The organism is Paenibacillus sepulcri (assembly GCF_042647105.1).
GTDB lineage: Bacteria > Bacillota > Bacilli > Paenibacillales > Paenibacillaceae > Paenibacillus_Z > Paenibacillus_Z sepulcri.
Map to the genome: position 1 here is coordinate 4,464,661 of NZ_JBHRUP010000001.1, position 12,532 is coordinate 4,477,192.

Sequence of the window (12,532 nt, forward strand, 5' to 3'; positions counted from 1 at the left end):
AAATGACAAAAGTAATCGTCATTGCGCCGCATCCCGATGATGAAACGCTAGGGTGTGGTGGAACATTATTAAAGCATAAAGAACAGGGGCATGAAATTCACTGGGTAATCATCACAAAAATTTCTGATCTCTTAAACTACTCCATTGAGCAAATTCAAGAACGCGAATGGGAAATAGACGAGGTTGAGCAGCTCTATCAGTTTGATTCTGTACGGAAGCTCGCTTTTCCGGCAGCAGGTCTTGATCACTCTATGATATCTGATTTGGTCAGGTCAATTGGGCAAGTGTTTAAGGAAATTCAACCAAATGTTGTATACATCCCATACAGAGGTGACGTACACACAGACCATGCCGTTGTTTTTGATGCAGCTATCGCTTGTTGCAAATGGTTCCGTTACCCGTCAGTAGTAAAAGTGCTTGTCTATGAAACATTATCGGAAACTGAATTTGGCATTAATTCTGATCTTAATGGCTTCAGACCACAAGTTTTTCATAATATTGACAAGTATTTAACTGCTAAAATCAATATCATGCTTAAGTTTAAGAGCGAGGTAGCAGAGTTTCCTTTTCCCCGTAGTGAAGAAGCTATAAGATCTCTTGCTAAGGTTCGGGGTGTAGCATCTGGTTGTAAAGCTGCAGAGGCCTTTATGCTGTTAAAAGAGGTGTGGATGTAATGAGTAAGCATACTTATATTATCGCGGAAGCGGGAGTCAATCATAATGGCTCTTTGGAAATGGCAAAGCGACTGATAGATGCTGCTGTTGAAGCCAGAGCGGATGCGGTTAAATTTCAAACCTTCAAAGCTGAAGGATTAGTAAGTAAGCATGCTTCAAAAGCAGAATATCAGAAGAAATTCACAGATGCTAACGAATCACAATATGAAATGATAAAAAAACTCGAACTTAACGAGGAAGCACATCACGAATTAATCCAATATTGTTTTGAAAAAAATATCGATTTTTTGTCCACTCCATTTGATATGGATAGTGTTGAACTGCTCGCACATAAATTCAATTTGCCGGCATTGAAAATATCTTCTGGCGATTTAACAAATATGCCTCTACTATACAAAGCGGCAACTTCTCAAAAGTCCATTCTATTATCCACTGGTCTTGCTACATTAGGAGATATCGAAAGTGCACTTGGTGTTATTGCATTTGGATACGTTAATGAAGATGAACAACCCTCATTAGATAACTTTAATAAAGCCTATTTATCTCAAAAAGGTCAACTTGCGCTGCAAGAAAAAGTAACGCTGCTGCATTGCACTACCGATTATCCTACCCAATATGAAGATGTACACCTTAATAAGATGACAACGTTGAGCCATGCATTCGGGTTGAGAGCAGGTTACTCTGATCATACGATAGGAATTAGTGTTCCAATCGCAGCAGTTGCACTAGGGGCTGTAGTAATCGAGAAGCATTTTACAATGGATAGATCTCTGCCGGGACCTGACCAACAAGCTTCATTAGAACCGGATGAATTGCAACAAATGGTGAAGAGCATTCGAGAGATAGAAAAATCATTAGGGTCGTTTGTAAAGGGACCCGTAGAATCGGAATTGAAAAACAAGAATGCTGCCAGGAAAAGTATTGTAGCGGCTCGAGCTATTCGTAAAGGCGAGTTATTTACTGAAGACAATATTGTCTTGAAGCGTCCCGGAAATGGTCTATCTCCAAACCTTTACTGGGAAATGCTTGGCCAGATATCCGGCAGAGATTATGAAATAGATGAACTATTGAAATGATGAGCGTTCTTCCGGTCATCATATTAGGCAATGGAGGACATGCCAAAGTTTGTTGTGATTTATTAATGTTATGCTCCGTCCATATAATTGGTTTTGTATCCCCGGAGCCGTCGAATGAAACTTACATGGGCGTTCGGGTAATTGGAGATGACCCAACAATAAATCAATATCAGCCAGATGAGATATTACTTGTGAATGGTATTGGATCTATAACACAGCCTGTATTGAGGGAGCAAGTCTTTAACCGTTTTAAGGATAGGGATTACAGTTTTCTTTCTCTTATACATCCATCATCCGTCATTGCCAGTAATGTGCAGCTGGGCGAAGGGGTGCAGGTGATGGCGGGCTCTATCATTCAGACTGGTGTTCGTATAGGCAAAAATACAATCATTAACACCAAAAGCTCGATTGATCATCACAGTAAAATTGGAGATCACGTTCACATTTCTCCGGGAGTCACAATCTGTGGAGAAGTCAATGTGGAGGATGGGGTACATATTGGAGCGGGATCTACTATTATACAAGGCTTGCAGATTTCCAAAAACAGCATTGTCGGAGCAGGGTCTTTAGTTTTAAAAGAGGTTAAAGAGGGCGCAAAGGTTTATGGAGTTCCTGCCAAGGAGGCACACAGGTGATAAACATCAAGGATATATTCATATCTCCGAATGCAACCATTCTCGATGCATTGAAAATTATTGATGCTGGTACCCTTCAAATTGCATTAGTCGTTAATGAAGATAACAAGCTGTTGGGGACACTTACCGATGGTGACGTCAGACGGGGTATTCTGAAAGGGGGGAGTTTGGATTCAAGTGTCACAACCATAATGAATTCTACTCCAGTCACCGCAAGAGCTTTTGATAATAAACATCGTATACTTAGATTAATGAGAAACAAGCAGCTTCGACATATCCCAATCGTTGATGATAAGGGCATTGTAATGAGGCTCGAATTGATTGACCAAATCATTGGGAATAAAAAGAGAGATAATTTGGTGGTTCTGATGGCTGGTGGATTAGGGATGCGATTACGTCCATTAACGGAAAACTGCCCAAAGCCACTATTGAAAATAGGAGCAAAGCCCATTCTGGAAATTATAATTGAGAACTTTCTTGAATATGGTTTCTATCAGTTTCTGATCAGTGTTAATTATAAAGCGGATATGATTAAAGAATATTTTGGAGACGGTTCAAAATGGGGTGCGGAAATTACCTATATCGATGAACTGGATCGTATGGGGACCGCAGGATCGTTGAGTTTAATTAAAGAAAAACAAACCAAGCCAATTTTAGTTATGAACGGTGATTTATTAACAAAGATCAATTTTCAACAACTAATAGATTATCATATGGAAATAAATGCAACAGCAACGATGTGCGTCAGGGAGTTTGAATATCAAATTCCATATGGGGTCGTTAATATTGATGATCATCGTTTAACACAAATTGAAGAAAAACCGACTCAACGTTTTTTCATTAATGGGGGTATTTATATACTCAATCCGGAAGTGATTGAATATATTCCGCAGGATCGGTTTTTGGACATGCCCGATTTATTTCAGGCATTAATCGATCAAAAAAAATTAACATCCGTTTTTCCAATTCGTGAGTATTGGCTGGATATCGGTAGAGTGGACGACTTTAATCGGGCTAACGGTGAATTTTCAGAGGTTTTTGGATGAAGGCGCTTGTTGTAGGTTATGGTTCGATTGGGGCGCGTCATGCGAGGCTACTTCAAGGTTTAAATATTGAAACAGCCGTGGTGAGTAAACGAATAGTTGAATTTCCAGTTGTATTTGGAGATATTGCGGAAGCCATAAAGAGGTTTAACCCAAATTATATCATTATTGCTAATCAAACATCCGAGCATATTGTAACATTAAATACACTCTTGGGGCTTCAATGGAGCGGAAATGCTCTTATTGAAAAGCCACTTTTTCATCAAAAGGAAACTATCGCGAATAGCGGAAGAATGAATATCTTTGTGGCCTATAATCTTCGCTTTCACCCTGTTCTTTATCGGCTCAAGGAATTACTTAAGGAGGAACGGCTGCTTTCAATTACAGCCTATGCGGGACAATACTTGCCAGATTGGCGACCCAACCGGGATTATAGGTTAAGTTACTCCTCACATAAAGATGAGGGTGGTGGAGTGCTGAGGGATTTAAGTCATGAACTGGATTATTTAACATGGATCTGCGGATCATGGCTGACACTCACCGGGCTTGGTGGGCATTACAGTTCTCTTGAGACTTCTGCGGATGATTTCTGCAGTGTGATGATGCAAACCGTGAGATGTCCATCAGTAAACTTTCAGCTCAATTGTCTGGATCGGCCTGGAAGAAGAGAAATGGTAGTTGTTACAGATTGTCATACGTACAAAATTGATTTTGTCAAAGCAACGTTAGAACGAGATGGCAGCGTAGAATCTTTTAAAGTGAATAGAGATGATACTTATCTGGCTCAGCACAAGGCTGTAATGGAGAACGATTGGGAGAATTTGTGCAGTTATGAAGAAGGACAAGCAATTGTATCCATGATCGATGCGGTTGAACGATCTATTCTATCCAGGGAGTGGGTACACAATGAAAAGATTATGCACCATCTGCGCTAGAGGAGGCTCTAAAGGAGTCAAAAATAAAAACATTCGCGATATGCATGGAAAGCCGCTGATTGCTTACAGCATTGAGCTAGCAAGGCAATCTGGCTTATTTGATATTATCGCTGTTAGTAGCGATTCACAGCTTATTCTAGATGTCGCGGCTGACTGGGGAGCAGATATCCTCGTAAATCGCCCGTTGGATATGGCCGCGGATACGTCGGCGAAGCTTCCGGCTATACGTCACTGTGTACAGCAAGTAGAGGAAATTATGCAATATAAGTTTTCTACTCTTGTTGATCTGGATGCCACATCCCCGTTAAGAACGGTTCAAGATCTTAGAAATGCAGTTGAATTATTTGAATCGAGAGGCGTATCCAATGTTATCACAGGGATGCCGTCTCGGCGCTCTCCATATTTTAATCTTGTAGAATTGAACGATGAAGGATTCGTTCAGTTATCCAAGCCGCTAACCGTTCCTATAGTAAGAAGACAAGATGCACCGCTATGTTTTGATATGAATGCTTCTATATATGTTTGGAAAAGAGAAATTTTGTTAGGCGATTATGGTTTGTTTCAAGGGGATACCCTGCTTTACGAAATGCCCGAGGAACGCTCAATCGATATAGACAGCGAGTTGGATTGGAAATTTGTGGAATGGATTTTGGGTGGCAGGGAAGGAAAATGATGTTATGAATCAATCATTTAAAGGCTCTTTCGATCTGACAGGTAAGACCGCTATTGTAACGGGAGCACTTGGTATCATTGGGAGAAGAGTTTGCGTCGGATTTGCTGAGTTTGGGGCCAACGTAATGGTAGTGGATCTTGAGGAATCGGCGGCTGTAGAGTTTGCTGACCACTTGATCTCCACATATGATGTCAAGGCGGCAGGGATAGGATGCAATGTTGCTGATCCGGCACAAGTGGCGTGTATGGTTGAGCGTTCCGTTAGTATCATGGGTGGCATTCATATTTTGCATAATAATGCAGCTAGTAAATCCTCAGATTTGGATCAGTTTTTGGCTCCATTTGAAGAATATTCTCTGGAACAATGGAGAGAAGTTATGTCGGTCAATCTGGATGGTATGTTTCTTGTTGCAAAAGAGGTTGGCAAGCAAATGATAAAACAGGGAGAAGGCGGATCCATTATCCAGACTGCTTCGATATATGGGATAATGGCGCCGGATCATCGGATTTATGAAGGCTCTTATTTTATGGATCGTCCTATTACATCCCCCGCAGTGTATGCTGCTTCGAAAGGAGGCGTAATTGCTCTTTCGAATTATTTATCAACATATTGGTCTAAACATGGTATTCGAGTTAATACCCTCACTCCTGGTGGAGTAGAAAGTGGTCAGAACGAAGAGTTCAGACAAAAATACTCTGCACGCGTCCCTTTAGGAAGAATGGCAGAAGCGGATGAAATGGTAGGAGCCGTACTTTATTTGGCTTCGGATGCTTCTCGTTATGTCACGGGACACAACATTATCGTAGATGGCGGACTGCATGTTTGGTGAAGAAATGAATTTATGGTTTCAAAGAGAAAAAAAAGCTTTATAAAATAGTAGGGATAACTGCCGTTATAAGTGCAATGTATTCGCTTACACAAATTCGTTGACAATTGTGTGACAACGGTGGTATATTCGATTTGCGGGCCACGCTTACCGTGATCTCGCAGCTATTTGAAGATGAAGGGAATGTTATGCATGCAAGGTAAAGTAAAATGGTTTAACGCTGAGAAGGGTTACGGATTTATCGAGACTGAGCAAGGCGGCGACGTATTTGTTCATTTCTCCGCAATCCAATCCGAAGGGTTCAAAACGCTGGAAGAAGGCCAATCGGTCGAATTCGATATCGTGGAAGGCGCCCGCGGACCGCAAGCTGCAAACGTTAATAAACTGTAATCATCCGGCTGTTAAGCGGCCACACCATATATGGTTCACGCTTAACCAAGAATGCAAACAGTGCCCTGGGAAACCAGGGCTTTTTTGTTGTTTTTGACATCAAATACTCATATAAAATTCTCTAATTGCCGATATATAAAACATGAGAATTTATGTGGTTTTACATCGTAAACCACATTGTGAGGAGATACATACCTATGGAAACAACGCAAAATGTTAAAGAGCAGCTGAATTATTTAAAATCACTTAGTCATGAAATCAGCATACATTTAAATCAAAACCGATTAGCTGAAGCCCAAGAGAAGATCGCCGAGTACTTGACATATAGTACAGATACGGAGATTTATTCCTTGCAGGCGACTTGGCATTACCAAAACGGAGAATACGACAAAACCTTGAATATTCTGCTGGAGGGTCTACAAAAGTTTCCTTATAATTTTGAAATCAATTTTAATCTTGGAATTATATATGAAGCATTGGGCAGGCCGGAAGAAGGTCTTAGATATCTTGCCTTTGCCGTCAAAATTTCACGGAATCAAGAGGAAAAAGAAGAATGTATCGAATCAATCAAAAAAATTACGGCTCAAATAATTAGATCACCTCAAAATAATGAAAAAATCAACGAGGTCAAGAAAATATTAAGCAGTGTAGATGCCAGAGAATTTCCGCTTGATCAGAACCGTGAGAGCATGATTCGTAATGTTATGAATAAGGGAACCAGTGATGAATACATGCTGAATATGTATAAATCATTTCAAGTCTCTAATATTGCCAATGATACGCGTTTGTACTTTAAAACAGAGATGTTTAAAGGCACAACTGTCGTAGGTGAAGCAGAAATCGACATAAAAACGCCCTCAATGATCCCTTTATCGCTGATTGCAGCGCAGACAAAAGTCGATTTTTGGATCAATAATCGTCAATACAGTTTTTCTGAGAAAGTGTTACACATCAATAAATATCACTATATCCGGCTGGATGAGACGGGAACATTAAAAATAACTGCAAACAAGAATATATTTGTCGGTACACCGATTCCTCTGGAAGACAAGTCAAAAGCCCCGAAACTTGTTTTGAAGGTGTTTATCGACGGTCTCTCCTATAAATTTCTTGAGCAGCACGGTTTGGAAAATATTATGCCTAATACATATGCCTTTTTCAAAAAAGGATTTACAGCTGCCAATTGCTATGCCACGAGCGAATGGACTTTACCAAGCAAAGCGAGCATTAATACAGGAAAGTACTCCTATAAACACAAAATGCTTCATCCCAGTTCTTGTGTAAGTATTGAAAAGTACAACAAGCTAATGGCTGAATATTTCAAGGAATCAGGACTCTTCACCGCTAATATTAATAACAACTGGAGAACAACACCTACATTTGGTTACTATAAAGGTTTTGATCGAATAGTGTACCAAAATATGCTGGGTGGAATGGATTGCAAACAAGTTATTACGGAGGCCATCGAGCACTTGGAAGCGTTCCACATGAAGAATAATTACCTTTCCATATCTCTGATGGATCTTCATTGCGTTCCCGATGAAATTGAGGACAACTTATACTCCCAGATGAATACTGACATCCTCTACCGGCTGGGAAACAAGAACCAAGGAGAAACCTCCGTCCAAACCAAATATGACGAAAACAAAATCGTGAAATATTATGAAGAAATTAAGAGACTCGATATTTTCTTGGGCATTTTGTATGACTTTATTACGAAGAAATATGTTGATGAAGACATTGTGGTCCTTATGCATTCCGATCATGGGCAGACCTTTCTGGAAAGGGATAACAGCATTCTGCATGACAGCCGGAGAAAAATTCCATTAATGCTGAGAGGCAGAGATGTTCCTGAAATGATGTCGCATGAACTGATTGAGGCAGTTGATATACTTCCGATTCTAATGAAATTATGTGGAAATGAGATTCCGACTGATATAGACGGTAAGTTGCCATACTGCTTCGGGGGTGTGGAAGAACGGAAATATGCGATGACCCAACTCATTCATCCGGGACAAAAATACCAAGTGGCAATATCAGATGATCAGCATATCTTTCAATTTGAAACAACGGATAACGTTCTGAACGATATGACAGTTAGTCTAGAACAGTTCAATACTGTACTTCTGAACAAGAACAGTAAAGTCGATGAGACCGCAATGTACAGGGAAAAGTCAGATTTATTTGAGAGAGTGGTTTTTGAGAATAGTAAGGATTTATTGAGATGGAATAAATAGAATGTCTAGGGGGCAGACAAATGGACTATCTAACAGCGGAAGTCAATGAAAAGGATAGCGTGGAATATTGGGACAATTTTTACCGGGAAATAAAGATTCAACATGAATCGAATTTCTGTTTATTAATTAAATCCATGTCTACAGATCAATCCGTTATTCTGGACATTGGCTGCGGTTCCGGAAGAGATGCGTTTTCTTTCGCAAAGGATGGGTATGAGGTTGTTGGCATTGATCGTTCTAAACAAGCGATTAGCGCGAATAAAACGATGAAGAATCATCCGAAATTTAAGAATTTGAATATTGAATTCAATGTTGTGGACTTGGGCAATGTCAGAAAATTGAATGATATTATAATTGCTGTCATCCAAAGAACGAAAAAACAAAACAAATCGGTAATTGTATATGTCCGATTTTTACTACATTCCATTAATGAAAGAACGGAGCAAATATTACTTGACACTCTTTCGGCGAACCTGCAGAAAGGGGACCAATTCGCTGCAGAATTCAGAACGATTGAGGATGAGGGTCGGAATAAGGTTTATGATAATCACTACCGCAGGTTTATAGACGCTGATCATTTGCTGGACAAGCTGGTTACAAAATATGATTTTTCCCCGATTTTATTTGAGAAAGGCACAGGGTTATCCATTTTCAACAATGAGGATCCATTTTTGGGCCGAATTGTGGTTGAGAAAAATTAAGAAAATTCAGAAAAAAACAACAAAATGCTTTTGAGATCGCCCAGAAGGGTATGATATAATAAGAACATGTAAAGGAGGAGTGCCCATGAAATACAATGTTCGAGGTCAGCACATTCAAGTGACAGACGCTATGCGTGATTATGTCGTGAAGAAGCTTAGTCGCCTGGATAGGTATTTTGAAGAGCCAATCTCCGAATCAACCGTGACGATGTCCGTCACAAAAGGGAAACACGCCGTTGAGGTGACGATTCCTCTGACCAATGCTTTTCTCCGCGCCGAAGAAAAGAGTGATGACATGTACGCCTCAATTGACGTTGTGGTGGACAAACTGGAGCGGCAAATTCGTAAACATAAAACAAGAATCAATCGCAAGTTCCGCCAGGAGAGCGGAATCAAAATGTTGTTCAAGGATGAAACCTCCCCGGTCAAGGTGCTGGAGGAGGATGATTATGAGCTTGTCCGCACCAAACGCTTCATGCTGAAGCCGATGGATGTGGAGGAAGCGATCCTTCAAATGAATATGGTCGGCCATTCGTTCTTCATGTTCGCCAATGTGGATACCAAGGAAGTGAACGTGGTTTACAAAAGAGACGATGGCAAATACGGCTTGCTTGAACAATACTGAACTTCTATCATTCATGAATATTCAAGGGCAGGCTTCCTCGTGAAGCGCTGCCCTTTTACAATGCAAGAATAACCATTGGCGGAAAATGTCGCTGACGCTATACTCGCATTGCGGGAAGTGCCGCAAACTGATACAATTTATCCATTAGGCGTAACCACGAAAGGGGAAGACCATGCTCGGACTTGTAAAGAAAATATTCGGAGATGCGAACGAACGGGAAGTCAAGCGTCTCATGCGCACTGTAGAGCAAATTAATGAATTGGAACCAAAGATTTCACAATTATCTGACGAGGATCTTCGGGGAAAAACCGCCGAGTTCAAGATCCGTCTGGCCGAAGGCAGCGATGAGCTGATCGACCTGCTGCCGGAAGCATTTGCCGTTGTACGCGAAGCCTCAGTTCGCGTGTTTGATAAACGTCATTATGACGTTCAACTGGCTGGGGGAATGGTTCTTCATGAAGGCAAAATTGCCGAAATGAAGACAGGGGAAGGGAAGACGCTTGTTGCGACTCTCCCGGTCTACTTGAATGCACTCCTCGAAAAAGGCGTCCACGTGGTAACGGTCAATGATTATTTGGCCTCCCGTGACAGTCAGCAGATGGGACAGCTTTATAATTTCCTCGGACTTACGGTAGGCTGCAATATGCATGGCTTATCCCATGCCGAGAAACAAGAGGCATACGCCTGCGATATCACATACGGAACGAATAATGAATTCGGCTTCGATTATTTGCGTGATAATATGGTGCTGTACAAGGAACAAATGGTACAGCGTCCGCTTTATTTTGCCGTTATAGATGAAGTGGATTCCATCCTGGTCGATGAAGCGAGAACGCCGCTTATTATATCCGGACAGGCCGCCAAATCGACAGAGCTTTATTTTGCAGCCGACCGTTTCGTAAGCCGGCTCCAGGCGGAAGATGATTACACGATCGATGTCAAGCTCCGCTCGGTAACGTTGACGGAAGCGGGCGTGGAGAAGACCGAACGCGCTTTTGGCATTGAGAATTTATTTGACCATGCCAATGTGCTGCTGTACCACCATATCCAGCAAGCGCTCAAAGCGCATGCGATTATGAAGCGCGATGTCGATTATATCGTGCAGGATGACGAGGTTATCATCGTCGATGAGTTTACCGGACGTCTGATGGCAGGTCGCCGCTACAGCGATGGCTTGCATCAAGCGATTGAGGCCAAGGAACAGATCAAGGTTCAGAACGAGAGCATGACGCTCGCAACGATTACATTCCAGAACTACTTCCGGATGTACCGCAAGCTGGCCGGGATGACCGGTACGGCGAAGACGGAGGAAGAGGAGTTCAAGAAAATCTATGGTCTGGATGTCATTCAGGTTCCAACGAACCGGACCATGATTCGTGAGGATATCGCCGATGTCGTCTACAAAACCGAGAACGGGAAGTTCAAGGCGGTTGTAGAGGAAATCGTGCAGCGTCACGGCAAGAATCAGCCGGTGCTTGTCGGTACCGTCTCGATCGAAAACTCGGAAAAGCTGTCGGAGATGCTCAAGCGCCGCGGCGTGGCCCATAAGGTACTGAATGCCAAATACCATGCCGAGGAAGCAGAAATCATCTCACGCGCCGGGCAAGCCGGATCTGTCACCATTGCAACGAACATGGCGGGCCGGGGTACGGATATTTTGCTCGGTGATGAGGTTGCCGGTATTGGCGGACTGCATATCATGGGCACGGAGCGACACGAGAGCCGGCGGATTGATAATCAGCTTCGCGGTCGTGCCGGACGTCAAGGCGACCCGGGTTCTTCCCAGTTTTATTTGTCGCTTGAAGATGAATTAATGCGCCGTTTTGGTGCGGACAACATTATGAGCATGATGGAGCGTCTGGGCTTCGAGGAAGACCAGCCCATTGAGAGCCGTCTGATTTCACGGGCCATCGAATCCGCACAGAAGCGTGTGGAAGGAAGCAACTTTGACACGCGGAAGATCGTACTCCAATATGATGATGTTATGAATCAGCAGCGTGAGATCATATACAAGCAGCGCCGTGAAGTGCTGTACTCGGATAACATCCGTCAAATCGTGCAGGATATGATTACACCGGTTATCGACCGGATTGTCGGCGCACATTGTCCCGATGATGAGGTGCCGGAGAACTGGGAGCTGCAGGAGATCGTCGATTATGCCCAAGGCACATTCCTGTATGAAGGCATGATCACGAAAGACGATCTGTGGGGCAAAGAGAAGGAAGAAATTGTAGAATTTTTGAACGAAAAAGTGAGTGCCCTGTACGACCAGCGCGAGGAAGAAATCGGCGTCGAAACGATGCGCGAATTCGAAAAGGTTGTTGTGCTGAGGGCCGTTGACAGCAAATGGATGGATCACATTGATGCGATGGATCAACTGCGTCAAGGGATTCACTTGCGTGCATACGGCGGAACGGATCCGCTGCGCGAATATCAATTTGAAGGCTTTGAAATGTTCAAGGAAATGATTGATAACATTCAGGAAGAAGTCACCAAATATATTATGAAAGCCCAGGTTGAAAGCAATCTGGAGCGTCAGGAAGTTGCCAAGGGACAGACGGAGACCGGAGGCAGCAGCGAGCCGAAGGAGAAGCGCCCCGTTAAGAAGGACGAACGTGTAGGACGTAATGATCCATGTCCGTGCGGCAGCGGCAAGAAATACAAGCAGTGCCATGGTCAACAGGCCTAAGCGCGCTGCAAGATGCAGGGCAATCGAC

The 12,532-nt window shown here is 42.7% G+C and carries 12 protein-coding genes; all 12 read left to right on the forward strand.

Features of this window, described 5'->3' with window-relative positions:
- Positions 1 to 2: 2 nt before the first annotated feature.
- Positions 3 to 674, forward strand: coding sequence for a PIG-L deacetylase family protein (locus ACFOLF_RS19740; protein ID WP_210038990.1), 672 nt, complete (start codon positions 3 to 5; stop codon positions 672 to 674).
- Positions 674 to 1,750, forward strand: a complete 1,077-nt coding sequence (gene neuB / locus ACFOLF_RS19745; protein ID WP_210038989.1) for an N-acetylneuraminate synthase — start codon at positions 674 to 676, stop codon at positions 1,748 to 1,750. Before ACFOLF_RS19740 ends, neuB begins: the two co-directional genes overlap by 1 nt.
- Entirely contained in the window at positions 1,747 to 2,385 is a 639-nt protein-coding gene (locus ACFOLF_RS19750; protein WP_379114470.1) for an acetyltransferase, read from the forward strand. Before neuB ends, ACFOLF_RS19750 begins: the two co-directional genes overlap by 4 nt.
- Complete coding sequence (locus ACFOLF_RS19755) at positions 2,382 to 3,431, forward strand: nucleotidyltransferase family protein (protein WP_210038988.1); 1,050 nt, start codon at positions 2,382 to 2,384, stop codon at positions 3,429 to 3,431. Before ACFOLF_RS19750 ends, ACFOLF_RS19755 begins: the two co-directional genes overlap by 4 nt.
- Positions 3,428 to 4,363, forward strand: a complete 936-nt coding sequence (locus tag ACFOLF_RS19760; protein ID WP_210038987.1) for a Gfo/Idh/MocA family protein — start codon at positions 3,428 to 3,430, stop codon at positions 4,361 to 4,363. The genes ACFOLF_RS19755 and ACFOLF_RS19760 overlap by 4 nt, the downstream gene beginning before the upstream one ends.
- A complete protein-coding gene (locus ACFOLF_RS19765; protein WP_210038986.1) occupies positions 4,335 to 5,036 on the forward strand; it encodes an acylneuraminate cytidylyltransferase family protein in 702 nt (233 codons plus the stop codon). The genes ACFOLF_RS19760 and ACFOLF_RS19765 overlap by 29 nt, the downstream gene beginning before the upstream one ends.
- Before the next feature lie 4 nt (positions 5,037 to 5,040).
- Positions 5,041 to 5,865, forward strand: a complete 825-nt coding sequence (locus ACFOLF_RS19770; protein WP_210038985.1) for an SDR family oxidoreductase — start codon at positions 5,041 to 5,043, stop codon at positions 5,863 to 5,865.
- 189 nt (positions 5,866 to 6,054) lie between these two features.
- Positions 6,055 to 6,252, forward strand: a complete 198-nt coding sequence (locus ACFOLF_RS19775) for a cold shock domain-containing protein (protein WP_125666700.1) — start codon at positions 6,055 to 6,057, stop codon at positions 6,250 to 6,252.
- A gap of 197 nt (positions 6,253 to 6,449) precedes the next feature.
- Positions 6,450 to 8,489 (forward strand): sulfatase-like hydrolase/transferase, encoded by a 2,040-nt coding sequence (locus ACFOLF_RS19780; RefSeq protein ID WP_210038984.1) that lies wholly within the window; start codon positions 6,450 to 6,452, stop codon positions 8,487 to 8,489.
- Positions 8,490 to 8,509: 20 nt separating this feature from the next.
- Positions 8,510 to 9,190: a class I SAM-dependent methyltransferase gene (locus tag ACFOLF_RS19785; protein ID WP_210038983.1), complete on the forward strand. Its 681-nt coding sequence runs from the start codon at positions 8,510 to 8,512 to the stop codon at positions 9,188 to 9,190.
- Positions 9,191 to 9,275: 85 nt separating this feature from the next.
- On the forward strand, positions 9,276 to 9,815 hold the full coding sequence (gene hpf, locus ACFOLF_RS19790; RefSeq protein ID WP_210038982.1) for a ribosome hibernation-promoting factor, HPF/YfiA family: 540 nt from the start codon (positions 9,276 to 9,278) through the stop codon (positions 9,813 to 9,815).
- Positions 9,816 to 9,987: 172 nt separating this feature from the next.
- Entirely contained in the window at positions 9,988 to 12,504 is a 2,517-nt protein-coding gene (secA, locus tag ACFOLF_RS19795; protein ID WP_210038981.1) for a preprotein translocase subunit SecA, read from the forward strand.
- Positions 12,505 to 12,532 lie beyond the last annotated feature (28 nt).